This is a genomic window from Gracilibacillus sp. YIM 98692, from assembly GCF_010993965.1.
Lineage (GTDB): Bacteria > Bacillota > Bacilli > Bacillales > Amphibacillaceae > Gracilibacillus.
The window spans coordinates 185,994-211,206 of the sequence record NZ_WIXM01000004.1 but is presented as its reverse complement, the minus strand read 5'-3'; the positions used below and the strand labels follow the sequence as shown (position 1 = coordinate 211,206).

The 25,213-nt window shown below is 32.6% G+C and carries 28 protein-coding genes and 3 pseudogenes; 8 read left to right on the top strand and 23 right to left on the bottom strand.

Annotation, left to right across the window (positions count from 1 at the left end; genetic code table 11):
* From GHD00_RS06845 to GHD00_RS20895, 12 genes and pseudogenes are all read right to left on the bottom strand, one after another.
* Positions 1 to 405: HIT family protein (locus tag GHD00_RS06845; protein ID WP_240468627.1), on the bottom strand; the 405-nt coding region annotated here is incomplete at its 3' end.
* A 520-nt stretch (positions 406 to 925) separates the two neighbouring features.
* Positions 926 to 1,189, bottom strand: coding sequence for a recombinase family protein (locus GHD00_RS21045; protein WP_240468626.1), 264 nt, complete (start codon positions 1,187 to 1,189; stop codon positions 926 to 928).
* Positions 1,190 to 1,472: 283 nt separating this feature from the next.
* Positions 1,473 to 2,033, bottom strand: a complete 561-nt coding sequence (locus GHD00_RS06835) for a hypothetical protein (protein ID WP_163537400.1) — start codon at positions 2,031 to 2,033, stop codon at positions 1,473 to 1,475.
* A gap of 24 nt (positions 2,034 to 2,057) precedes the next feature.
* Entirely contained in the window at positions 2,058 to 2,972 is a 915-nt protein-coding gene (locus GHD00_RS06830) for a Kiwa anti-phage protein KwaB-like domain-containing protein (RefSeq protein ID WP_163537399.1), read from the bottom strand.
* Positions 2,973 to 3,191: 219 nt separating this feature from the next.
* A pseudogene (locus GHD00_RS06825) lies at positions 3,192 to 3,341 on the bottom strand (GAD domain-containing protein); the annotation flags it as partial.
* A 156-nt stretch (positions 3,342 to 3,497) separates the two neighbouring features.
* Positions 3,498 to 4,292, bottom strand: coding sequence for a hypothetical protein (locus GHD00_RS06820; protein ID WP_205600717.1), 795 nt, complete (start codon positions 4,290 to 4,292; stop codon positions 3,498 to 3,500).
* Positions 4,293 to 4,410: 118 nt separating this feature from the next.
* Positions 4,411 to 5,301, bottom strand: a complete 891-nt coding sequence (locus GHD00_RS06815; protein WP_163537397.1) for a DUF3800 domain-containing protein — start codon at positions 5,299 to 5,301, stop codon at positions 4,411 to 4,413.
* Between the two features lie 346 nt (positions 5,302 to 5,647).
* Positions 5,648 to 5,944: an HU family DNA-binding protein gene (locus GHD00_RS06810; RefSeq protein WP_163537411.1), complete on the bottom strand. Its 297-nt coding sequence runs from the start codon at positions 5,942 to 5,944 to the stop codon at positions 5,648 to 5,650.
* A 739-nt stretch (positions 5,945 to 6,683) separates the two neighbouring features.
* Positions 6,684 to 7,865 carry an RHS repeat-associated core domain-containing protein gene (locus GHD00_RS21040; RefSeq protein ID WP_240468625.1) on the bottom strand — a complete coding sequence of 394 codons (1,182 nt, stop codon included), beginning with the start codon at positions 7,863 to 7,865 and terminating at the stop codon, positions 6,684 to 6,686.
* Positions 7,866 to 7,962: 97 nt separating this feature from the next.
* A complete protein-coding gene (locus GHD00_RS21030; RefSeq protein WP_240468624.1) occupies positions 7,963 to 8,733 on the bottom strand; it encodes a hypothetical protein in 771 nt (256 codons plus the stop codon).
* Between the two features lie 6 nt (positions 8,734 to 8,739).
* Positions 8,740 to 9,582 (bottom strand): hypothetical protein, encoded by an 843-nt coding sequence (locus tag GHD00_RS21025; RefSeq protein WP_240468623.1) that lies wholly within the window; start codon positions 9,580 to 9,582, stop codon positions 8,740 to 8,742.
* Between the two features lie 327 nt (positions 9,583 to 9,909).
* Positions 9,910 to 10,116, bottom strand: coding sequence for a hypothetical protein (locus tag GHD00_RS20895; protein WP_205600716.1), 207 nt, complete (start codon positions 10,114 to 10,116; stop codon positions 9,910 to 9,912).
* A 35-nt stretch (positions 10,117 to 10,151) separates the two neighbouring features.
* Here GHD00_RS20895 and GHD00_RS06795 point away from each other — a divergent pair, with 35 nt between their 5' ends.
* The 3 genes from GHD00_RS06795 to GHD00_RS06785 all read left to right on the top strand — a co-directional run bounded on the left by GHD00_RS06795 (position 10,152) and on the right by GHD00_RS06785 (position 13,250).
* The gene (locus tag GHD00_RS06795; protein ID WP_163537395.1) at positions 10,152 to 10,565 is read left to right on the top strand and encodes a site-specific integrase; all 414 of its coding nucleotides are present in this window, start codon (positions 10,152 to 10,154) and stop codon (positions 10,563 to 10,565) included.
* A gap of 8 nt (positions 10,566 to 10,573) precedes the next feature.
* Complete coding sequence (locus tag GHD00_RS06790) at positions 10,574 to 11,215, top strand: tyrosine-type recombinase/integrase (RefSeq protein WP_163537394.1); 642 nt, start codon at positions 10,574 to 10,576, stop codon at positions 11,213 to 11,215.
* Positions 11,216 to 11,942: 727 nt separating this feature from the next.
* The gene (locus tag GHD00_RS06785; protein ID WP_163537393.1) at positions 11,943 to 13,250 is read left to right on the top strand and encodes a S1 family peptidase; all 1,308 of its coding nucleotides are present in this window, start codon (positions 11,943 to 11,945) and stop codon (positions 13,248 to 13,250) included.
* Positions 13,251 to 13,548: 298 nt separating this feature from the next.
* On the opposite strand, the gene GHD00_RS06780 is transcribed toward GHD00_RS06785, so the two are convergent.
* The 4 genes and pseudogenes from GHD00_RS06780 to GHD00_RS06765 form a co-directional block, all read right to left on the bottom strand.
* On the bottom strand, positions 13,549 to 14,133 hold the full coding sequence (locus tag GHD00_RS06780; protein ID WP_163537392.1) for a hypothetical protein: 585 nt from the start codon (positions 14,131 to 14,133) through the stop codon (positions 13,549 to 13,551).
* 208 nt (positions 14,134 to 14,341) lie between these two features.
* Positions 14,342 to 14,602 (bottom strand): annotated as a pseudogene (locus tag GHD00_RS06775) (recombinase family protein); the annotation flags it as partial.
* 2 nt (positions 14,603 to 14,604) lie between these two features.
* On the bottom strand, positions 14,605 to 15,189 hold the full coding sequence (locus GHD00_RS06770; protein ID WP_163537391.1) for a hypothetical protein: 585 nt from the start codon (positions 15,187 to 15,189) through the stop codon (positions 14,605 to 14,607).
* Entirely contained in the window at positions 15,186 to 15,614 is a 429-nt protein-coding gene (locus tag GHD00_RS06765; RefSeq protein WP_163537390.1) for a hypothetical protein, read from the bottom strand. Before GHD00_RS06765 ends, GHD00_RS06770 begins: the two co-directional genes overlap by 4 nt.
* Before the next feature lie 166 nt (positions 15,615 to 15,780).
* Between GHD00_RS06765 and GHD00_RS21245 the strand changes: the two genes are divergently transcribed.
* Positions 15,781 to 15,909: a hypothetical protein gene (locus tag GHD00_RS21245; RefSeq protein ID WP_276208259.1), complete on the top strand. Its 129-nt coding sequence runs from the start codon at positions 15,781 to 15,783 to the stop codon at positions 15,907 to 15,909.
* A gap of 447 nt (positions 15,910 to 16,356) precedes the next feature.
* Here the strand turns inward: GHD00_RS21245 and GHD00_RS06760 are convergent, their stop codons facing one another.
* The 4 genes from GHD00_RS06760 to GHD00_RS06745 all read right to left on the bottom strand — a co-directional run bounded on the left by GHD00_RS06760 (position 16,357) and on the right by GHD00_RS06745 (position 19,228).
* Positions 16,357 to 16,518 (bottom strand): hypothetical protein, encoded by a 162-nt coding sequence (locus GHD00_RS06760; protein ID WP_163537211.1) that lies wholly within the window; start codon positions 16,516 to 16,518, stop codon positions 16,357 to 16,359.
* 41 nt (positions 16,519 to 16,559) lie between these two features.
* Positions 16,560 to 17,441, bottom strand: a complete 882-nt coding sequence (locus GHD00_RS06755) for a hypothetical protein (protein ID WP_163537389.1) — start codon at positions 17,439 to 17,441, stop codon at positions 16,560 to 16,562.
* Positions 17,419 to 17,943, bottom strand: a complete 525-nt coding sequence (locus GHD00_RS06750) for an RNA polymerase sigma factor (protein ID WP_163537388.1) — start codon at positions 17,941 to 17,943, stop codon at positions 17,419 to 17,421. Before GHD00_RS06750 ends, GHD00_RS06755 begins: the two co-directional genes overlap by 23 nt.
* A 751-nt stretch (positions 17,944 to 18,694) precedes the next feature.
* On the bottom strand, positions 18,695 to 19,228 hold the full coding sequence (locus GHD00_RS06745) for a hypothetical protein (protein ID WP_163537387.1): 534 nt from the start codon (positions 19,226 to 19,228) through the stop codon (positions 18,695 to 18,697).
* A gap of 360 nt (positions 19,229 to 19,588) precedes the next feature.
* Between GHD00_RS06745 and GHD00_RS06740 the strand changes: the two genes are divergently transcribed.
* The 3 genes and pseudogenes from GHD00_RS06740 to GHD00_RS21020 all read left to right on the top strand — a co-directional run.
* Complete coding sequence (locus tag GHD00_RS06740) at positions 19,589 to 20,041, top strand: transcriptional regulator (protein ID WP_163537386.1); 453 nt, start codon at positions 19,589 to 19,591, stop codon at positions 20,039 to 20,041.
* 367 nt (positions 20,042 to 20,408) lie between these two features.
* Positions 20,409 to 20,690, top strand: coding sequence for a hypothetical protein (locus GHD00_RS06735; protein WP_163537385.1), 282 nt, complete (start codon positions 20,409 to 20,411; stop codon positions 20,688 to 20,690).
* 535 nt (positions 20,691 to 21,225) lie between these two features.
* Positions 21,226 to 21,828: pseudogene (locus GHD00_RS21020) on the top strand (transposase); the annotation flags it as partial.
* Positions 21,829 to 21,841: 13 nt separating this feature from the next.
* On the opposite strand, the gene GHD00_RS06720 reads toward GHD00_RS21020, so the two are convergent.
* Complete coding sequence (locus GHD00_RS06720) at positions 21,842 to 22,243, bottom strand: hypothetical protein (protein ID WP_163537382.1); 402 nt, start codon at positions 22,241 to 22,243, stop codon at positions 21,842 to 21,844.
* Positions 22,244 to 22,748: 505 nt separating this feature from the next.
* Between GHD00_RS06720 and GHD00_RS21240 the strand changes: the two genes are divergently transcribed.
* Entirely contained in the window at positions 22,749 to 22,883 is a 135-nt protein-coding gene (locus GHD00_RS21240; protein ID WP_276208258.1) for a hypothetical protein, read from the top strand.
* Positions 22,884 to 23,445: 562 nt separating this feature from the next.
* Here GHD00_RS21240 and GHD00_RS06715 read toward each other — a convergent pair.
* Both GHD00_RS06715 and GHD00_RS06710 read right to left on the bottom strand, forming a co-directional pair.
* Positions 23,446 to 24,408 (bottom strand): helix-turn-helix domain-containing protein, encoded by a 963-nt coding sequence (locus GHD00_RS06715; protein ID WP_163537381.1) that lies wholly within the window; start codon positions 24,406 to 24,408, stop codon positions 23,446 to 23,448.
* A 449-nt stretch (positions 24,409 to 24,857) separates the two neighbouring features.
* Positions 24,858 to 25,136 (bottom strand): hypothetical protein, encoded by a 279-nt coding sequence (locus tag GHD00_RS06710; protein WP_205600715.1) that lies wholly within the window; start codon positions 25,134 to 25,136, stop codon positions 24,858 to 24,860.
* Between the last annotated feature and the right edge of the window lie 77 nt (positions 25,137 to 25,213).

Sequence of the window (25,213 nt, the reverse complement as noted above, 5' to 3'; positions counted from 1 at the left end):
CGTTTTCGTACCTCGGATAAACGTGAAGATGATAATGCCACACGTCTTGATTTCCAGCAGGCTCATTTGTTGTCGAGTAGAAACACCATCACACTCATAAGTATTTTTCATAGCAAACGCTGTCATTTGAGCAGCACGATGAATTTCAGCAGCCATTTCTGAAGTAAGTTCATATATGTTTTCGAAATGTTCATTAGGAACTACAAGAACATGCCCTTTGTTGTTTGGCCACCATTTACTTGCAATAAATGCAGTCACATATTTATTTTGATAGATAATGTCTCTTTGTTTCGTTCCTTTATTATTTTTCTCAATACCTGAAACAATACGACAAAATGGACACTCGTACCCTTCAGGTTTATGCGAATATACATTCATTTCACCAGCCATTTGTCTAAGTTTCAAATTCTTCCCCCCCCTATGCAAAGTTATAGGTTCTTTATATGTAAAACCTTCATATAATAACTGCGTTTAACTTAATATCTTTACATTTTATATTAACATAATATTCTAATAACTTATCAAAAAAGAAAAGACCATCAATAGCAAAGTTTGTCTTGTTTAACTCTTGCTCACCGTTAGCTTAATAGCTTAGATTATCATTTATTATTTTTTGAATTCCGTACTTCTTCTTCAAGGTTATCAATTTTTTGTTGTAATTCTTTTTTTGGTTCTGAAATCCTTCGACCCAAGATAACTATGAAACCGATTATAGCTACAATTCCACCTGCAAAAGCAATAATAAATAACAGTGCAATATCAAAAATAAAACAACAACTCCTAACTCCTATATTTAATAGCCTTTATGTTCGTATACGAAATCGTACCTCTGGAAAGTTTCACTTCTTCTTAAACATTACTGCCCTTTAGTTTAAGTGTACCATTTCACAATCCAATAGAGGCTTTTTATCATTTTCATATTCTTTTATGATTTTATAGAACGAACTTTTTTTAAATCAAGCATATCCATAAATTCTACGCTTTTAATTTCTTTGTTCTTCCAAGCAACATAATATTTATGTAATTTTTCTTTCTGTTCAGACGATAATGTTTCTAAACTTAATCGTGGTCTGCCTAAATGTTTCCCTTTTGACTTTGCTACTGCAATGCCCTCTTTCTGTCGCTTTCGTATGTTGGCTCTTTCATTTTCTGCAACAAAAGATAATACTTGTAATACCAGTTCACTCACAAACGTTCCTAATAAGTCTTTGTGTTGTCTAGTATCTAACAAAGCATATCTAATACAACAATGTCTGCATTTCTTGTGTAATTTCTTCCCACTCTTTTTTGATTTCTCTCGAATTTCTGCCAAACCGATCAATCGACTTAATATATAATAAATCCCCTTTTGTTGGCTATCGCCAAGCCTATAGGCACAGTGCGGTAGCCTAGTTGCTCTTATCTATTTTCCTGAAATTTTCCACTACTTCGAGATTGCTTCCTTACTTTCCTATACGGTAAAAAATCCAGTCTTATTTCTCACGTCTTATTAAGTATACACCCTTAACTACTTTGCGACATCGTAACGTTTCACTATTATTTTGACTAACAGTTAACTCATCTCTTTTATAGTCCGTTATAACCACATTTCCATTTAAATCTTTATAAACTCTAAAACCTAAAAGAATTAATAGTATATTTATATATAGCAAATCACTCTTCACGTAAACAATACCTATGATTAGGAATAATAAAGCATTAACTAAAAGGCTGTTTAAACTGTTTATATTCATTTCAAGTAACGGAATTACATATGGGATTAAGTACGTAAGAACTCCCTCATTTATTGGTTTTAGTCCTGGTACCTTCCTTCTTTCATTTAAACTAATAAATTTAAAATAACTAACCGAAAGGATAGAAATAAGGAAAAGAAAAATAATAACAATCCAAAAAACTAAATGTTGAATATTATCAGTTACCTGTTTTATATAGCACATCGGTGTTATATTAAAATTATAGTTATTAATTGCTAACAAAAGATAGAGAGGGGCATACGAAGATATGAATAATAACCATTTATAAAAATTCGTCATAATCAACCCACCCTCCATCCTAATTTAAGCTAATTCATCTACTCCAAGACGTTCATTAATAAAAGATTGATAATAAGCATCCCGAATAATTAGTGTAATATTTTGTAATTGGTCTTTTCTCTCATACAATAACTTACTATCATCTTCGGAAAATTTTATATCTAAATCGACTACATCAACTAGTTCTTTCACTTTTTCAATGTTTTCCAAACTTCTTTTAACTCTTTCTGGGTCTTGTAAGAGCTTTGTAAGTCCTCGGATAACCCTTCCATCGTTGATACTATCTTCTTCAAACTGCTCAAAATTTTCTATTCTATTTGTTTCCTTAATCATGGCAAGAGTTTTCTTCGCACTTTCTTGATATTGAGTTTTTATATCAAAGATTCTTTCCATAGAAATATGATTTGCAACAGTTAATTCTGAATCATATCCGATTATGTCAATTTGACCATCAATACCAAGAAGGTCAGAATCAATTTGTTCAAAATCACCTGATATAAATCTTCCTACTATACCCTTCTGTAACTTTTTAAACTTAGTTAATCTTCTAAAAATTAAAAGCTTGTCATCATCCTCTAATTGAATAACTAAACAATAAAAAGAAAACTTAGAAATATCATCTGGAATACTTTCTAAGAGTCTGTCACCATCCAGACTCTCTAATATATGCCAAAGGCTGTCAACGGATGAATAATCACAATATTCAATTGTGTCATCTAATGAACCTGAAGGATTGAATGGAAGTACAGTTTTATTATTCAATCCCTTCATTGCTTCCACTACAATTTTTGTTAATTCTTTCTGGAGAGGTGTGGATATCCCTGGTTTATATGAAGTATATCTTCCTTTATAATCTTTTCTAGTGAAATATAAAGCTACTTTACCCTCTGGATTCTCAACTATTCCTCCCAGTTTGCCGATTACACTATCAAATGACATACTTTACTCCTCCCCGTAAACGTATAATTATTTATACTAATTAGTAAAATCATGTATGTTGGAGTGTGTCAATAATTTTGTGTAAATAACCCATTTCTAGTAGAAAGGTTAGTCAGTTTTTTTAGGCCAAACTTCTTTTTCATAGATGCTCTTAGCCACAGCGGTAGCTGCTTGTCCTTGACTGTGTACCTCTTCTTCGTGATTCGCTGTTTTTACTTTTGCATCTAGCAACTCCCTAAATTGCGTTTGTTCTTCTTCTGAGAAGAATTTCGCAATTGGTCCAGTTAAAGAATCTTCCTCTACTTTTAACCAAGCAAGCCCTTTTGCCCCATAAATCTTAGCAAAGTCAGTCATCCCATCGAGATCCTTACAGGTTAATACCACTTTCGTTTCCAAACCAAAAAACAAAAAAACCGCTAAACCCTCATTGTATAGGGATTTAGCGACTTTTAAGAACATATGTTCAGTATGGTTAATACAATTTTAACGAATTATTGTTGAGCAATTACTCTTGAATAAGAACACCTAATTTAATCTATTTGATTTTCTGATTCCAATTATTAAAAGCAGTATGAATGCTACAAAAAATATAAACAATGATATAGATATTACTTTAACACTGGAAAAAAACAAGTTTATAATTAATGTTATAAAAATAAACGGAATAATAATATAACTAATTGGTTTCAATTTTTTGATTTGATACATATCAATAACCATAGGAATTAAATAGACTAATACTGATATGGTGAATACTTTAACACCCTTAACAAATCCAATATCCTCGGTTAATAATATACCCACAAATATGCTAGTAATTATTACAGTAATTATCGTGTTAATGATTGGAGTCACAATATCTTTAATTTTGATTAAAAATTTATCTAGTTGGTCTGTCAAGCGATTGAAATAAATAATATTTTTATTCTGAATATTCAAAGTATCAACTTCAGCATGAATCTCTTTACAAATATGGTCTATTTTTTGATCGTCGTCTAAAGCTGAATTATCAAAAATTTTGCAAATGCTTCTATATAAATAATAATCAATATCAGAAAAAGAGCTTCGGATAGCTATAAATACATCATTTTTATCTTTTTTAACCCCCTTCTTATATTGATATTCTTCAATTATAATATTGTTTAAAGCGATTAAACTGTTTTCAATTTTTTTACTTCTTTCTTCTTTTTCCTTTAGATGCTGTGTTTTAAATTCTTTATATAACCATAATATTAAAGCAACAAATATTAAATATATTGCTGCTTCACCTATTTTAACATCATAGCTTTCTAATAGTTTTTCCAAATTTTTATAAAACACCTTTGTAACACCGCCTAATTTTATATGGACTAATTCGTTCTTTCCAAGCTATTTTTCATTATCGACATTATATCCCCATGCCCAAAATACATCATCAATCGATATTTGCAGCTCTATTCTAAATAAATTCTTTATAATTAGAATTTATAAATAAATCAAGGTAATCTTTAAATGAGATCTCAAGCAATTGTCTATCACTATCCCATTCATAGTAACTAAGGTTAGACAAAAAATCATAGAATTTAGGTTCTTTCAATAATTCTATAACTAGTTGGTGTTTTTTTGCTTGTCCTTTTATCTTCTTTTCTTTGTACTCCTCATCAGTTAACCCTAAGGGGATAGGAGGATTAATTAGTATTAAACGGATAATACCAAGAAGTAGATCGACCAATTCTACACCTATCATTTCTTGTTTTGGGACCATTTTACAATTATTCACCCAATATTGCTGTGCTCTATATAAGGATTGTGTATTTAAGTTTTCCTCAAGACGCTTTTCTAAATCATACTTTTCGTATTTACCTTCTTTTTCAATGAAAATATCTGTTTTGATATATACGTCTTTTCCGAAATGCCTAAGAAGTCCATAGAAAATACGTTCAGGTATTTTGGTGTAAATCATTAATGTTGCATAATTTAATGCTTTTTTATCACGTTTCTTCTTTTTAAAGCTACCAGCATGATTTGATAGTTTATAACGCGATTCAAGGGTAGAAGTATTATAACTAATAACATTCATACGACATAAACTAGCATATTTTGAAAATAGATTAATGACATCCAATATATCTTGTCGCATTTTAATATCGCCCGTATATTCAGTCCAATGTAGCTTAATAGTCTTTTCTTGCAATGCTTTATTAAGATCATCAAAATCCGATGAATCATATATTTTATTAGGCATTAATAAACCGCCCATAGTAGCAGGTCTTTCCGAACCCGATCCTTGTCCGCTTTCATCAAAGAAAATTTTTGTTAACTCCGTTTGTAAAGGCTTAATATGGCTCATAGACACCCCCTGTTGACAAAATAATAATAATAATATATATTAATATATACATTACAACCCCGTATCAAGATGCGGTTAATGTAATGTAGGATTGCAGAGTACCCATATCAAGATATGGTGAAAACAATCTGATCAAAATAAGATATATAATAAAGATAGTTTTTTCTTGCTAGTACTCGTAAGAAAAAGCTATCTTTTTTTATTATACCATATTTTAACTTATTTGAATATGTATTCGTTAAATCAGAATTTCACGCAAATACATTGAAGTGAAAAAATAAGCAGGGATAGTAACAAGTTTTTATAGTTCCTCCCCCACTTCTCTCAAATGTATTTTTATATTACCTTATTTTACAATATATTTAAGGGCTTTACCTGGTTTAAATGCAGGAACTTTACTTGCTGGAATTTCGATTTCCTCTCCAGTTTGAGGGTTACGCCCTTTACGTGCAGACATTTCTCTTACTTCAAAGTTCCCAAATCCAATAAGTTGAACGTTATCGCCAGACGATAAGCCATCTTTTATAGAATCAAATACTGCATCTACAGCTTTTGAAGCATTCTTCTTAGAAATTTCAGACGAATCGGCTACTTTTGTAATTAGTCTGTTTTGTTCATTATTTCCACACCTCTTCTTTAAGATAAAATCTAATGTATTTTGCCGTCATAGAGTATATCGGCATTTACCAAGAAAAATTTAAAAGTTATTAAAGCAATATGAATAAGGCGTTAAATTCCAAACGTTCTATCCTTGGTCCTCACCCAAAGTTATTTAGGGTATTCGGATAATCGTGTTGAATCGTCTTCTCTTTACATACACAAAATAAAACGGTGATAGCCTATTAACTAAGTTATCACCGTTCTTTTTATCTCTAATGTCAGTATCAAAATCAAAGAAATTATCAATGTGAAAACATGCGTAGTTTATAGATATAAAAAGCCTCCGTGAAAAGTTATATCTTCACGGAGGCTCTGCCTATTTTCTTATCAATCTTTTTCAGATACCAAAGTTGGGTAAGACACCTGCAATTAAAACATTCCTGTTGAATATTCACTTAATCATCAGATTTATAATCTTTGTCTTTTTGGAGTAAAATATAATAAGTTTTCATTATAACAATACCTACTGGTATTGCTAATAAAAAGCCTTGATGGGAGTCCTGAAGCCTTTATGGCTAGTTATTTTTTTTTATATTATTTAAAATAGTAACAATGATAAAGCTAGTAACCCCAAGTAAAAAATACTGAAATATTCCTCTTGGGATAATAAAATAATATAAAATACTAAACGCTATTATGGTTGGAAGACCAATTAATATACGATTACGTAATTTCAATTTAATGTCTCCTTACAACTGTAATTTTAATCTACTATCTCTTTACTATTGATAATAAGCATATCTTTTAGTCAAATTCCAATGCATTCCTATTACTACTGGTTTTGCGAATTTAATGTCATAAATGATAGTAAGAAGAATAGAATGAGCTAAAAGAGCAAAAGCCGTCCCAACACCAGGAAATATTAATCCTAAAATAGTTGCAGCTGCACTAATACCACCACCGACTATATAGGATACTGTCGATTGGCTCAACCATAATTCTACTCCCCACCATCTCCATATTACTTTATTGACTCCTTCTTTACTATGTCCTGTTGGATCTACATACATTACTGGATTATTAGTTGTATATGCATATTGATTAATTGTTAAAGGATCAATAGTTAGTCCATGAAATGAATCTCTTGTAATAAAACGTCCAATTTTTGAATCATAGTAACGTGCCATTAGGTAGTACAAGCCCGTTTCCTCGTCATAACGGTATCCAGCATAACGATATGGATTTTCCGTTACCATTGTACCAGATTGAGAAAGTATATTCCCCCATGCATCATATTGATATTCAGCAACAACATTTCCACTTTCATCCGTTAATGCTGTAACATCACCATGACCGTTGATATGATAGTAATACGTTGTACCACCTTTTGTCATTGTCACTGGTTGACCTTGTTGATCATACGTGTATTCAGCAACAATATTATTGTTCGCATCCGTTTCATAAAGGACTTGGTTTGAATCCCCATCATAATGATAGTTAATCGTTTCAGTCGATGTTGTTTTACTGATACGTCTGCCTTGTCGGTCATATTCGAATGATGAAAGTGTAGTACCTGAATCCTGTACCTCTATAAGACGGTTGTTGTTATTATAGATAAATGTCTTCTCGCCATTATCGGTTAAATTACCATTGGCATCATACGTGTACGTTTGTCCATCTACATCTGTTAGTTGATTGGCATCATCATACGTATATGATGTTGTCGTAGTGGATGTTCCATCATCGACGGTTTTCGTTGTACGATTACCAACACTATCATATTCATAAGAAATCGTTGTACCATCTGTTAGCGTTTCTTGTGTTAACTGGTTAAGTGCATCATATTGATACGTGATAGTGCCATCTTGTGTTTCAACGCTTGTAATATTCTTATTCGCATCGTAACTGTATACAAAGGAATTTAAGACATTCCCATTCACATCATAGTTTTTAATCGACTGCATTTGATTGGCATCATTATACTCATAAGCCGTATACGTATTATTTGCATTCTTAATCGATGAAATATTTCCTCTTTCATCGTACGTGAAGTTGGCAAGGTTACTGCTGTTTCTTGATAAAGCAACCAGCTGTCATGTCAATCGACGTCACATTTGAGTTATTGTCATAACCGTAGGCAATTGAATTGGATGATCCTTCATCTATTTGCGTGACACGGTTATTTTTGTCATACGTGTACGTTGTTGTATTACCACTGTCATCCGTTATAGATGTGACATTACCGTTCGCATCATAAGCAAGATCCCATTTTGTCACACCATTATAAGCCACAGAAACTAAACGATTCAGATCATTATACGTGTAAGATACAGTATCTTCATTTTCATAAGCCACTTTTGTTAGATTTCCGTTTTTATCATAGTCAAATGATGTTGCTTGATTTAATGGGTTCGTAAATCCAGAAACCTGGTTAAATTCATTATAATTGTACGTTGCCGTATTATTCTTTGCATTCGTAACCGATGTACGATTGCCTTCGCCATCATAACCATAGGTTGTTTCATTTAGGTTCGGGTCGGTTACTTTGGTTAATTGGTTATTCGCATTATAGTCATAAGAAGTCTGATTTCCTTTTCCATCCGTTACACTGGTTTGATTTCCTACTGTATCATATCCGTAAGAAAAGGTATTTCCATCCGGATCTTTCACTTCTGTTACATAGTTTTTATTCGAATCATACGTATAAAAACTATGTGAAGCGCCAACTTCTAATCGCATTGCATCAAACCATGATGTACCTGTTTGGTCGTAATAATAATAGTAGACATCAATCGAATCAAAGGATTGAGTTGGATTTACTTCCGCAGCCACGTGTTGTCAACCCGATTTTGTTTTACTAAAGTCGTGCGCATTACTCCAATCCGTGGTTCCATCACTATTATTAATAGCGACTTGAAGTAAATAATTACCACCATTTGGATCAGCATCACTTTGTTTAGACCAACCAGATAAGGTAAGTTTCGTTGTACTGTCACCAGAGATATCAATGTGTTGTTTAATAAATTTATCTTTTTGTGACTCCCCGGTTAATTTGAATGAATTATTCCCTACATAAACTTCCGTTGTATCTATCTCATCATTTGTAGATAAGTTCCCACTTGTCGTCCAATTATCAGGGATGTCATTTCCATCACTATCACGTTCAAAACTGGAGTTTTCTACGAGATTATAAGCACTTACAACCGTACCTTTCTCTAACTGAATACCGTCAAAATAAGTAGATCCAGTGTCTGCAGCATTTACCCCTACTTTGACAAGGATTTCCGCAGTGCCTGTCGGTGCATTATCAGCTACCAAATGCAATCTTGTCCAATCGTGTGTCCCCGTAATACCATACGAGAATTTCTGATCTAAAAAGCTCCCCTGGCTATCGTAATACTCGACTTTAATAAAGGATTTCGAATCAGCTGCTGATGTTTTGACATAAGCACTTGCTACATGAGTTGATCTATCATAAGACACTTTTTTAGAAGCAACCGTTGCCCAACCAGTTGTGTCAGAGATCTTAACTGCTTTACTTCCAAACATTCCTGCATCTACCCATTCATAAGTAGCTGATTCCCCTGATTCAGTTACTTTTGACCAATGATCAGGCCAATTGTCAGCATCCTCCTCCCGCTCAAAGCTAGAGTTACCAACAATGTTATCAGCGGTAGACATTGAATGTGATAACTTTTTATGAGAAAAGCAAAAAGAAGGGGCTTACTGTTTCAGAGGTAGCGCAACAATTAAATGTAACAAATGTAATGGTTCACCGTTATATTAAAAAGGGAAAGCTAAAAGCATAATGATTTTGCTACAATATTAAATGATCATTGTCAGTCAGGAACGGTTGAATTGCATCCAAATGGTATTTTATTAAAATCGGACTATCATTATATCTCTTCTTATGTTCCCTCTGATTTAAAGATATGGATAGAAAGAAAAACACGAGTCGTTGGGCCTTCTTGATTTTCGTACCCAGAATGACGATTAATTTTTTCTTTACTAGATGACATACTTTATCACCTCCTCTATAAGAAAATGTATTATAAAAATTATAAATCCCCAAGTCAGCAATCTTAATCCTAATTTGTAAAACTTTAATTTCCCTTCTATTTTCTCCCTATTAAGTTCAATCGCATCTTTATACGTAGCAGCTATATCCATTTTTGCTACATTTTCATATTCTCTAGCAAACTCATAAGCAACCACTGTCAGAACTCAGCACTACTCTGTCTTATGATACCTTGGTAGAAAAACGTCATCGAGCGGATGAAGAAGGGAAATCTGACTTCTTTTATTTTAACGATCAAGAAATACTTGCCTACTATCTGCAGCGTCAAAAGAACTTAGATGAAAAGAAAGGAAAAGCGGAACGAACAATTGTCGCTTATAAACAAGAACTGTTATCCTTCATTTCACATTTGATCGAATACCAGGAATTCATCGGTATATATTTTGGCCATATCCAAGACGGATCTCTATTTAAAAGTCTTACAGCTTCCCACATGGAAAAATACCAAACATGGCTTTCTCAAAAATACCCATATTTAATAGTAAGAAACTCGTCATATTCTCCAGCTACGATCGCAAGAAAAAATGCTATCATAAAACACTTTTTGCGTTTTTGCATCAGGTTGATTACATTAAACATGATGTAACAAGATTTATGAAATCTACAACAGTAGATCGAGATGAAAGACCAAATCGTGACTTAGGAGTCTATGAAGTAATGGATCTGTTAGACTTCTTCTCTGAAAAGATCGATCAACCTGTCATTTTTGGTATCATTCATCTACTCCTAACAACTGGTATGCGAAATGAGGAATTATGCCAGGCGAAAGTTGGAGATATTGAATATGACCGTGATCGTGAGCGGTACTATTTACACATCACTGGAAAAGGGAATAAAAAGCGGATTGTACCATTGCATGATAAAGTAGTCGAAAGTATTAACCGCTTGCGATCTGCTCGTTTAGTACCGTCTATTGAAGAGTCAGAAGCAGATATGCCACTCGTGGTAACTTCTACTGGCAAAGCGTATAGTCCGTCATATTTATCACAATACTTTACTAGCGTAATGAAGCGGGTACGTTTACCATCACTAGAAGGAAAAACGGTTACCCCTCACTCCTTCCGGCACGCTTTTGCGATATTATCTTATCGTGAAGGTGTTGATGTATACACTGTGATGCGCTCGCTAGGGCATGAGAAAATTGAAACGACAGAGATTTATCTGCCTAAAGAGATGGAAAAAGATGAACATGCTGCGTTACATTGGAAGAAAACGTTGATTTCGAAATATCTATAAGAAGTGTTTTTACGGTAGCTTTTAAACGCTCAAATTTCCTGAGCGTTTATGCTTTTTTTGCTACTAACTCCTTATATTTATCAAATTCCGCTTTAAGTTCTTCTTGTGTATATCTCTTTTGAAAAAGCTCTATTAAAAATCATTGATTTTTTCGACTTTATCTAATTTTTTGGATAAATCTTCTTTTTCTAAACTTATCTTTTTAAATTTATTTTATTGTAATCCTAGAAGCATAATCACGGATGAAAAAAAAGGGTAAATCTCCACGAAATAGAAACACGAATAGCCCGAAAGTGGCATTTTTTTATAGGGTCGTATTATAACTGTAATCAGAGTAGAACGGAACCCCATTACTAAGGGAAATAATCACTTCTTGGCACACGAAAAACCTCATACAGTACAAATCATTCGTTTTACATGGAGAAGCGAATTTATGATAAAAAACTAGAAGAAGGAAACTCCTTCAGAGTAGCTGTCATTGCCAGTTCTTGAGTGCTGAAACTTGGATACACTTTTAAAATATTTTTTGGGAAAATTGGAGGAATTTACTAATAAACGCAGAAAGTGTATTTAAGGGACTATCCAAATAATAATGTTAGGAGGAAAACTAAAGAAATTTAATCACTTATCAAGTCCTTGTCTATTCCTTTACAGCTTTCCATTTAGGTTTCCTTAATTTCCTTAACTTTTATGTATTTAAATATTATTTTTTTAGAGGAGTGGTATGATGAAGCGAATGACAAAAATGATTCTTACTGTGTTATTGACTTCTATTATTTTTTGGAACCAAACTGAAAATATAGAAGCTACAACCGTTCTTGAAAATGAACAAAAATCTATAAAATTTAGGCAAGAATTTGGACTTAACTATTCAACTGATTATCTTAGAGAAGTAGTTAAAAACAAGAATAATGAATCGAGTGAGAGAAAATATGGAGTTTTACTAACTGAAGAAGAAGAAAAAGAAATAGATAGGCGTATGGAAATTCAGACCGTTTATTTATCAAAAATTAAAGAAAAGATAAAAGAAATTAAGGAGGATATATCCTATGGTGGTTTGTATATAGACCAAAAGAATTTAGGAACTATTTACATTGGAATAAAAAAAGATTTATCACAAGCAGAAAAAGAAAAATATCTCAAATATCTAACGAAGGATTACCCGTATAAAAAGCATGTGGAATTTTTTAAAATAAACAATACAATAAAAGAATTAGACGAAAAAAAAGAAATATTAATCAATTTTATAAAGGAGAGAACAAATAATCAAATAGTGATTGTAGCAACAGATTACCCAGGTCAAAAAATTTTACTAACTGTAAAAAAATTAAATAGCTATGATAAACAATTGGTTAAGGAGTTTGAAAAGCTACATAATGTAAAAGTTGTCTTGCAACAAAATAAAAATGAAGCTGAACCCGTTTCAAGTCGAACAGATTATCATCAAGATATAATAGGTGGTCTTCGAATTTTAAATACTGATCAGGGTTATGGAAAATGTACAACTGGGTATGCCGCACGTTCATCAAGTTATAATTACTATGCTGTTACTGCAGCTCACTGTGGTTATGCCGGTGAATATTTTTCACAGGGTGGATCTACCATGGGATATGCATCTTCCTCATATAATCAATTAGGTGGGTCCGTAGACGCTATGGGAATTTACCTTGGTAGTCATGGAAGAGGGGTAGATAATCAAACTTTTGGATCAACCTATTTATTAAAATATCTTGAGCAGTGGTATGAAGAGGATATTGGCCAAATGGTTTGTTTTAATGGAGCAACATCAGGTGCGAGCTGTGGGGTACTAAAATCAAAAAATATAACTCTCGATTACGATGACGGTGCTAAACAGGTTTCAAATCAACGAGCTGTTGATGGTGTGACTGTAGATGAAGGGGATAGTGGAGGAACAGTATATAATAGAAATACACTAAATGGTATTGTTGTAGCAAAAGGAAGTATGTATGATGGGTATTATACTCATGCTAGAAACATTTATGAGGAGTTAGGATTGTACCCAATATTGAATTAAAATTTGAAAGATGCTGACTCAAAAGGTCGTTGTTTTTTACTCGACTCTTTCGAGTCAGTTTTTTTGGATCCATAATACTTTGTTGGGGGTAGACACAATTTAAATCGCAAAAAAAACTATTGATTTATAAGATTGTGAGAAATTATATCAGCATAATTTTTTATGATGTTTCTATGGTTGTTCTTGAATCTAATACACATTTTAAGAATTATTCTATATTTTAAATGGCGGTATGTTTTACAAGAAGTGCATAATTAGCTGTATAGTGAAAGTCTTTTAATTACTTTAGCGCCCCGATTTAATTAGCATCGATTATTCTTATTTCTTTTGCTATCACATTTCTACTTTTTGCATCTTCGTTAATGTCCTCGGGACTTTGAAGTACTACCTCAACATATTGTTCTATTTCTATTTGTGTTTTATCTACTTGTTCATTATTCTCGCCTATAAACTTCGTTTCACTTTCGAGTGTAGTTGAACAAGAGTAACCGATTGAGGGTATAGGTCCAGTTTTAGCTCTATTCACTGCATCCGAACAATCAACATACATTTTACCATTTTCAATTCTATCAATAGTCCCTTTAAAGGAAATTATAGGTTCTTTTTCGCCCGTTTTGTTCTTTACATAAATTTCCTGTTTATCGTTTTCAGTTTCTTCTTTATTTGCATCATCAATGTTTCTATAAAACATCCCATCATACTTGGTTAAATCAGGAGATAAAGGAACCATTAAAGACTTTGTAAAAAAATTTTGGCTAGAAGAAGATTCAGCTAAGAAAGTATTCCGATTAGAATCATTTTCTTTAGGTGTACTTTCTTCATTAATCTTACATCCCGTAATAAAGAATGCAGTGAGTACTAATATCAAACACAATTTTTTCAACTATATCACCTCTGATCCCTTTGAAATTCTAATCTGTATTTGTTAAACCTATATGCCTCTTTAAGTTTAAGTACAACTTTTCACAATCTTATACTTATTTTTACCCTGATTTAGAAAAATAATACATTTTGAAGGTAGAATCTTTTTTATGTTGGGGTACAGAAACGATTCGCAGATTGAGGGGCCATATGTAAAAAAATTCCAATAACTATGAATTATCTTTTTCCATTTCTTTTAGTTTACGATAAAACGCTGCCTGACTGACTCTTGTTATTGCACAAATCTCCTTTACTGTTTTATCTGTTGTTTTTCGTAATTCCATGGCATGATTCATCCCTGGATGTTTATCTGTATATTTTTTTACCCTTCCTCGATATTCCCCCTTTTGCTTGGCTAATTTAATTCCTGAACTTTGTTTTTCTTTAATCATTTGATCAAGCTCACTAAAAGCTGCCATTATCGATAAAAACCTTATTCTATGTCTTCCAACCTCTCGATTAATTGACCAATTACTTTCTGAGAAGATCCATTTACATATTCATTCAAAAAATCATTGAATAACGATTGGATAACTGCTTCTACCGTTAATCCATGATTAGGTATCCGGCTCTCTAAATCACGTAAAAATATCTCTCCACGAAGTACGTCTTTCTTTTTCATCGCCACATTGAGGTACTGTACAGACTTCATATCCTCTTTTACACTATAAAACCTCTCTTGGATATGTAATTTACTATCGCTCTCAATCCTAAGAAACATCATTTGATAGATCGAAACAGGATCATCATATTCTTTTACCGATTGTAAAAAATCTCTATAAAGAAGATAAACAATCTCTTCTACTTCCATAGAATAACCGGATAAATCATACACATCATCGCAAAGCACTTTAGCACGAATATAAAGGTAATTGGGAGTCTTAATGCTGAAAGAAAATCCACCTATGAATTTATCAAAAAAGCATTCCACTATATCTAAGAAAGTCCTCTTTTTACCTATGTTATCTAAATTCGAGATTTCGTTAGCGATTAAGTTATATTTGCTAAATGATTTCATTTTATTTTCACCTCGTTACTTAGAAACTCTAACATCCCAATCAATATACGATGTGCTGTTTTACGCATGCTCTTATAATTCCACATTAACGAATAAGAGAATAATTGTTCATGTTGCTCTTTTGATAGTTTTGCATGAACCGTATTTGACGCATTGTAATAATTGACTTCTTCAAATTCAAGGTTATAATCCATCCCTTTTATAACAAGGAAAGCTGCAAACGATGTACAAGACATCCCTCTTTCGTAAGCCAATCTTCGAAAGGTCCGCTCTTGATTCGCAGTTAAAGGGATTTTAATATCTTTTTTCTTATCCTTTCGAGTTTTTCTTTTTGTTCCCTTTTTAACCGTAGGAACAGGTCGACTATAAGAAGTGGTATTTTGATTCTGTCTAAACATGGGATTTAAATTGCTGGAATGATTCATCATAATCCCTCCTTCAAAAAGATATTTTCACGACATTAAAACAGGGTAAGTTGGTCATTTGGTAAGATGGTAAAGCTTATGACAGAAGGACGGAGGTTTAGAACCGTATAAAAGAAGTTATTTTTGTTCATAATGCTAACAAAATAGTTTAATAGGAGAGAAAAAGATGTTTTTAACAAAAGGTAAGGAAAAAACACGGTCTGGCATCACAAAAAAGCAGGCTAAAGATCTAGGTCGGTTAGCGAAAAAATTAAAGACAAAAGAAAGTATTAGGAGAATAAATAAGGAGCATTAGCAAGATTAAAAACATCTGTAAAAAGAGAAGAACCTTTATCATTTGTTATCAAGGTCTAAATTATAAAAGGTAAATAAAATAAAGGACATAACATATTTTATATGACTAATATGTTATGTCCTTTCTTATTCAATTGGTATATAGGTCTGTTTTGTTTAAAATCTAAATAGTACTAAGAATAAGAGAGTGTAATCTAAACTGTGTAAGCAGAAGAGCGTACGGCTTCTACTTGCCAGTTTAGGTTATACTCTCCTTACCGTTGAATTTTACCACATTTCTTAATCGGTACTTTTCTAACTTAATTCAAAATAGCCAAAATATTTAGCCTTAGCGTGTATTTTCTGTTTGGTTATAAATAACGGTAGATATAGCACCTACCTTTTGGTTAGAAATACTATTATATTTCTTTTCCTGTTCGCTTGTAGTAATCAAATTATCCTTGTTTTTTTAGACTATAAAAACCTTGCCATGTGTACGACCTAAAGCCATAGCGATATCTGCTTTTTTCATACTGGCCCACATCTCGCACATATACGCTTTACCATCTTCCGAAAATGGCTTCCGTTCTAATCGTTCCTGAGTTACTTTGATCGAACTATTTTCCATCATTGATAAATATTCGTGTCTTTTTATGAGCACATAACAATTGATTACTCTAATTCTTCAAGAACGCGCATGAATTCTTTAATATTATTCAAGCCCTTTTTGTATGATGCTTTGGCGTTTTCTGGGTTATCACTAAGTAATCGTTTGGATTCTTCAAAATAACTTATAGTTGAATTCATCCATTCAACAATTGGTTTATATGAATCGGAATAACTTTTAAGCCTGTATAACTCGTCAATTTTATGATCGATATTCGTTTGATACTCAGTGCTAAAAGGAGCTTCCATATTTAAATTATTTTTATCTCGTAATGCTCCTATGTTCCCTTTTATTGCAGCTAAGATTTGATCTTTAGATGGTGTTATCCTGTTTCCCTTCTCATCAACTGGCCAATGAGCGATTTGTTTTACTTCTTTTACAATTGAAATACCATTATTATAATAGATAACACCAAACTCCTCGTCGATATAATCTACTTCTGTTCCTTCCGTTACGGGTTGATAATTATGATAAATCTCCACAATCTCTTGATATTGTTTTTCCTCAAAATTAACAGTTGTATCTTGTCTTTCTGGCTGGTCTGTCCTAATTTGTTCACTATCCTTTACATCTTCATTATCATTTGCGAACTCTTCCATTTCTTTTCTATTTTGGCTATCCAAATCTGATGCATTGTTTTTATCATTATCTGCAATGGATAAAGTAACTATAGTAAATATTAGACATGCGACAACCCCTGCAAATCCAGCAGTCATTCGCTTCATAATCATCTTTTTACGTTTCTTTTTGCCGTGGGATCTGGAAAAGTTCATTAGATTATCATGTATTCTTTTTTGTTTTCTGCTATCAAAATCTACTTCGTAATTTGGTTCGGGTAGTGAATGTATTTCATCGATCAATTCTTTAAAACGCTCTTTCTCTTCCATTATAAAATTCCTCCCTTTTTTTCTCCAAAGTTTTTAGCGCTCGATGATATGTGATACGTACTTTGTTTTCAGTCCAATTAAGCGTCTGTGCTGTTTCTCGTACAGTTAATTCCTTAATTGCACGTAGAATAATAACCTCTCTGTAGGTAGATTTTAATGAGTTAATAACTCGGTATAAATGTTTTTTATTTTCGTCTAAGTAAAGAAATAGATCAGGTGTTTTCTCGTATTTTAATTCATAATTTGCTTTAGCTATACTGTTTTTTATGCGTTCTCTTTTTCTTTTTCTTAATTCATCAATTCCAACATTTCTGGCAATAGAAAGAAGCCAAGTTTTTGGACTAGAATTCCCTTTAAAATTATCAAGTCCTTTTATAGCTCGTATAAATACTTCTTGGACCATATCTTCTATGTCTCCAGATCCAACATAATAAAGCAAGAAGTGGTAAATATCCTTATTGTATTCATAAAACCATTCGGAGATTTTACTACTTGTCGTCATCCATTTTCCTCCTTTTAATAATTAGTCGATTTGAACTTTAAATTATTTCACTTTTTCACACTCGAATTCATATTTTTTTATTTATTTGATATGAAATCTTATTGGACCTCTTTGACATACCATAAGGGATCTGACCTACCTAACGACATAAGATTATTATTCAGATAGGTTTAATGTTTTCAGGTGAGTATACCATATGAAAGTCTTGTCATCTCTACCTCAACATAAAGCAGCTTAATTAATATTTTGTGACTTTCAAATTTAAATTCTGTAGATCTGGTAAAAAAACAATTCTAAAATTCATTCTTTTTAATGTTCAAGTTAATTTTCTATTCATTAGAATTTCTATGTAAAAACATTTATAGTTCATAGCAATTAATATTGTAAAACATAATACATTCTCGTTTTGTATGTAAAGTGGAATTTCACTATCGATACAGTTGTGTAGTGCAAAGTAAAAGTCGAAAGTATTGCAAGCGCCATAAACCGTTGCAACTTTATACGGAGAAGTGAGCATGATACCCTTATTAACTTAACCAAGTCTTTATATAGCTGGCTTTTTGGCTAATTAGTCATGCTCACAGAGGCTCCGTGTCAAGTTGCAACATTCTCGATTTTTGGTTGCAATATTCTAAGGTTTCACATTGCAAAATACAACAGTTGTATTAGTTGATCTTTCCACATAAAAACCACCTTCAACATAGTACTTTGTACTATGTCAAAGATGGTTTTATATAACACTAATGATTTTTTAAACCCAATTACCATCGATAGTGACCGTATTATACATAGTGTAACCTATTTCTATGTCTACATCGCACCAACCATTGGTTAGTAAATGAACGGTATCACTACCTTCATGTTGGTATCCATTAATACTTAAACGATATGGGTGACTACTCCCACCTTCTGATTGCCCATCGGTATAAATATAACCTCCGGGTTGTACTGCAGTAATTTGATTTTCATCATCAAAAATTCTTGATTGTCTATGAAGTACTTTAAACTGATACCCGCTATCTCTTAACCAACCATAGGAATATTGCCCTTGATAAGCTGGTGTCGTTAATGAATTATAAACATCCTGGGTTCTTATACAACCCCACCTGTAACCTGTTGGTGAATAGAATTCAATAAAAAGAGCATCGTTATATCCAACTAAGATGAATAACTCGTTATTGTAAATCGTTCCTATTTGGTTTCCGTAGTTCCCGTCGTATTCACCATTTCGTTCGTACACTGGAATACTTCTTCCTGACTTATTAATATTAATTTCTGGTTGCATCCTCTTAACTCCTTCCTTTTCTAAAAAAATCAATCTTTATGAACCCTAGCTAGGTATACTTCAATAATAGCAAGGGATCCATATTCGAAAGTATTTAATGAGTTACTGAAAAATTAGAGAAAAGTAAGGAATCAGAGAAGAAAAAGTAAACAGATAGAATAAATTCTGTTTTTGTATATATCAGAGATGATATTTATCGCGACCTTTCTTTTCTTTATATAGTAGTTTTTCGATACTTAATATTTCACTTTAAATGGGAGAATATAAAGCAAGAAATATATTGAATTTTGTGGAAAATACAAGTATAATATTCTTATAAAATAGAACAAATGTTCTCTTTTGATTAGGAGGAATCTAATAATGTTTACAGCTCTTAGCAAAACAGAAAGAAAAAAAATTATTAAAATTATTGAAAAACACCTCAAAAATTACAATAGTTACAAGATAGCAATAATTAATATAACAGATCAACTAGAACATCTTAAATCTAGGGTAGACCCGAAAAAGAAAACGCATTCCGAACAAATTAAAGATCAAGAAAGACTAGAAAACGATTTGATGGAATTAAAATTATTAGTAGAATCAATTGATAGATCTTTAGACGATCTATCAGATCTAGAAGTTCATTTTGTTCATTATCGTTATTTCAAAAAGTGGTCTATTGAGAAAAGTGCATTAAATTTAGGTTATAGTGATAAAGCGATGTTCTCCATTAGAAACCAAATTATGGACAAGTTAATTATCAGTTTAAGTTCAATTTTAGAGATTGAAACTCATCGCTTAAAAATCATTCCAAAAACAACCTATAGTTGAATAACTTATTTTAATTTCACTAACAAATATGATGAATGATAAAAGTATCATAAGCACCTTAATTCAATAAGTCTTATTCATTAAATTCAAAACTATCATTAGTCTTGAGCCGAAAATAACCTCAAGACTTTTGAATGAATACATTTTGGTGGAACGTTGAAACGAGATATTTGATTAACGAGCATCTTTAAATAGTTGACCATATTTAATGAAACTGATTTTTACAATCGTGATGGTTGGTTCACCTTTCGTATTCATAATCTATTAGAGGTAATAAATAATGGATTATATGGAGAGAAACCCATGGTTTTAGACCATGGGTTTTTTGCTACTCTTATAACAACAAACATAGTAGGAGGATTTTAATATGGATTTTTCAGTATATGATATAGCTATTATACCGATCATCACAGGTTTAGTTCAGATTTTGAAAAACTTGGGTTTACCAATCAAATACTCTCCCTTGTTTGCTTTATTATTTGGTGTGCTGTCTGGCATATTTTATATTTGTCCCCATAATATAGCTGCGGGTATTTTAGTTGGTATAGTCGCAGGACTTTCATCTAGTGGTTTTTACAATCAATCAAAAATTTTAAGTAAAGAAGGGAAATCAAATGACAATGGGAATAATTCATGTTCTAGGACATGAGGTAAAAATAAAAAAAGTAGCGGGATTTAACTATACTAAAACCTATGTTTTCCGTTCCTGTATCCACCATTTACCATGTAAATGAATGCATAATAAACGTTGGGGATACCTTATTTATCTATCGTCTATCACTTGAGTCACATTAAATTATTAAGAATTGGATCAACACGTTCAAACCATACACGATTATTGTGATATACAATTGATGATGTACTGCCTGCTCACTTTTATTATAGAATGGTAGGGTGCTTTATAAAATCGCAAAACCGTGTCGGAAGGAGTGGGGGTGACAGTTTTTCCTTCTAATTATGGTAAATGCAATGCACTCCCTTGGCCATGAAAAAGATTGAAACGACTGAAATTTATTTACCTAAAGAGATGGAGAAGGGTGATCATGCTGCACTACAATGGAAGAGTACGTTAATTAAGCAATATCTCTAAAGAATAGAACTTGTGAATCGGTTACACTTGATTGGACAGTTTTCGTTAAGGTCCGTTAAACTAAACAAAATACTTGAATTGAGGAGATTAAAAAATGACTAAACGAAAACGTCGGACCTTTACAGCTGCATTCAAAAAACAGGTGGTGCAATTATACGAAAACCAAAAACCGAGAAAAGAAATTTTGAAAGAATATGATTTAACTCCTTCAACATTTGACCGCTGGGTAAGTCAATATAGCCATTCTGGTTCTTTCAAAGAGGAAGACAATCGATCTGCCGAAGAAAATGAAGTCATCCAGTTACGTAAAGAAATAAACCATTTAAAAATGGAAAATGATATTTTAAAGCAAGCCGCGCTGATTATGGGACGAAAGTAGATGTGATTCGGAATAATACTCACAAATAATCGGTATCAGCAATGTGTAACGTCCTGCAAATCTCTAGAAGTACGTACTACTATGAATCAAAAGAACGTGAAAATAACGACCATGAAGTCACGGACTTAGTGATAGAAATCTTTAAAGAGAGTCGTAACAATTATGGACAACGAAAGATCAAGCAGGAGCTACAGAAACGTGGACACCAGGTTTCCAGGAGAAATATCGGTAGCTCAGTTTAAGCCTGCGAAGTCAAAGTCTAATGAATCAGATGTTGGGAATGTCTTAAATAGAGAATTTAACCCAGTTAAAGCACTTAGTTTTTCCTAGGTTATACCTCTTTAGAATATTGGTCAAAAGCCTTTTTATATTCTTTGATGCGATGAGCAGGGACTAGTTTATCATGATAAGACTCCCAAACTAACTTTTGGGTAATTGGGTCACAAAAATAGCAGTAATGTGTTCTCTCGTGTTCTAATAGAAATGCTGCCAGTCGTTCACCATCGTCATCACTCATATTAACGGTATAACTCTCAAATTTATAACCATTTCCTTCTTCGTCTAGTTTATAAATCTCATATTCCCAAAAATGGTCCTGATCATTATGTAATGATACATTGACCAATAACAATGACCCTATCTCAAAATATTGGCCATCGATTTCAGAATGATTGGAAATATGTTTGGCGAGAAGTTTTATATTTTCCTCCGTTGGTTTCAGTATTTTTTTCATACTAATCATCTCCTTAAGTTTGGTTGGTGTTATAGTTTGGTTGTTATATAATGCATCTTCTTATTCTGTAGAAATGTGAAATGAAACAGAATAATGTTTTGGTTTTCCAATTATGCCCTCCCCTTCGACCATGATGTTTCTACTATCTTTCTTTGAAAACAAAAAAAGACAACCCCTGAGGTGCGTTTGATAACAAGTTTCACTATGGAAACCTGTAACATCCGCAACCCAAAGGTTGTATATATATGGTATATACGACACACTTCCTCTAAGGAAAGTGGTTATTAAAAAAATAAAGAAAAAAATAGTAGATAATTCTTTTATAACAAGAATATCGTTATATGGCTAACCGTAGCTGCCTAATGATCTCAATTCGTCGTTGTGGCTTATAAATTGAAAAGGAAGAAAACTAATGAATCTACTTTTAACAACTTACAAAGATAGCCAAAAAATAGTATAATAGAAAACTGTGCTGTCCCCTCTCGCATTTGGGAGGTGGATAAAAATGAAAAGACAAACCAGGAAAGAAAGACGAAAAGCACAGCAAGACCAAAAGAAAAACCCTATCGTGAAGACTTTACAATGTTTAGCATACATTGTATCGATTCTTCGTAACACGATAGAGTTTTTCTCCGGATAAAACTAACTTTTAAGACTTGTCAGGAGAACGTCTGACCAACGTTCTTGCACACCGACCGTAAGCTGACCAAATCTTGCGAGCACAGGGGCACTGACAAGTCATTTTTTATATCTTATGATTAGTTTTACCTTCATATTCTATTTCTAAACACGAAAAAAGGAGACCGTCCCTGCAATGGTGACCAAACCATCGCGACGTCCCCCTCCCCTATTTTGGATATTCGACCTAAATGAAAATTTAAAACCAGGAAAGTTCTTAAGTAGTACTGTAGTTTTTTACTACACCTTCATTATATAATATCTTGCTAAAAATGCAAATAGGTTGTGAATGATTTTGTGGTTCTGGCTGTCTATTCCTTTCATGCACGTATATCCCCTCCTTAAAGAGTGGCTCTTAATTTAGATTCTTTTATTTCTTCAAACATCAAATCTACAATAACCTCACTTCTTCATAAATATTGCTAAATGATTCAGAATATAATGGGTATTCAAATATCATTAAGGAGTATTCGAATATACTGATTATTAAATTCCAGCCAACTCTATTTTAAAACATTAAATCTTTATTCTTTGGTCTTTGCTTTTCTTAAACAATCTTCTATAAAATCACTTTGGGATATTCCTTTTTCCTGTGATTGTTTTTCTATCCATTCCTTTATATCGGAAGGAACATAAGCAGATATATATTGATAATCCGAATCTAATAAAATACCATTAGGATGCAGTTCAACTGTTCCCGACTGGCAATACTCTTTTAATATTTCAGCAAAATCAATATGATTATGACTTTTAATAAAAGTCGATCGGACTAATATTTTTATGGTAGAACCAATTTTTTTAACTTGCATATTTTTATAACCTAATTCCTTCATTAACCAATCGATGACATCATATAAGCGGTGATTGATATCCGTTTGATAAGGAAAAGAAAAAGTAAGCTTTCCTTTCTTTTGGATATAAGGCTTGTTCACTAGAGATTGGATCGGTTTAAAATGTTGTTCTTTTGCTGTGTCATGTGTGAGGCGTTCTCCATCTTCTGTCAGTAACCATATACTTTCTTTAGAGAGTTCAATCACTCTAGCTAGATTTTGTGAACCGGTTTGAACATAGGGTTGGAATAAATACACGTTCTGTTTTGTTTTATAATATTTTGTCGTGGTAGCAGTAGCTGCACGATTTTCTTTTTGCAAGAATTCTTGTACTTCTTCTGGTTGAATTAAATATCGACCAAGCGAACGGAAATCCTCTTTTTCCCCTTTTATTTTCCCCTCTTTGATATAATGATGTACCATAACGTTGGTAACATTTAATTGTTCCGCTACCTCTGATACTGTTAAACCTTTTTTCTTTTGTTTCTCTTTGAATGTGAATACGTCCTCTTTATAAAATAACTTCTGCTTTCTTATAGGAAAGGTAGGATGATCTGGAACCGTTTTTAACTTTCCTTCTCTTGCATATCTTAGAACGGTTTCTTTATGTAACCCTAATATACCCACAACCTCATTAGTTGTTAAATATTCCTGCATTCATTTTCTCTCCTTGTTTTTCCTTACGTTGGTGGATGGTAAGTTATCAGATCTTATCCTTTAACAATTTTCATCAGGAAATTGTATATAGCTATATCTGCTTTATAAACTCGTCTATGTTATCACATTTGAATTTGTAACCCTTGTGACTACAGTAATTTTCTAACCCTTCTATATGTTCCTTATACTTGTTATAAGTCATTAAACTTTCTTCGGTTCGTAATGGTCGTCTCGTTTCAACGATGAAAAAACCATCTTCATCTAGATCTTTGATTGATATATTTATTGAATCCGCCGTTTTTATTAGCTCCTTTCCAATAATGTGCACTAATTCTTCTCCTTTTTACCTAATTCTTACATCTTATCTAATCGTTTCATTGGAAAATCAAAAGTTTCGCTATGCGTTTTATAATCAAATAATCACAGTCATGATTAATAAATAACTTCTACTACATTAGCGCAATTAATGACTTGCCCCAACCAACGATTGTTACCGTAACTGATTCCGAAAAAAAATAAAATCTTAATCCTTCCCAAAAAGTAAAACTTGTACATTCAAAGATAAACCGAACCACATGGATGCGTTTCACGATTCGTATTTGCTCAGAAGTCTTATTTTTAAAAGGGATTCTATCTAATGTAGAAACAGAATGGATACCAAATAGCACAAGTATAAAATAGACCCAATCAATGATAGCTACGGCCCATTCAGCAATCGTAATCCACATCATCCTCCCCTCCTATCTTTTTAGCGATAACGTTACAACATCTTTAGATGTAGTTATTTGTCGATCTTTTACAGCAT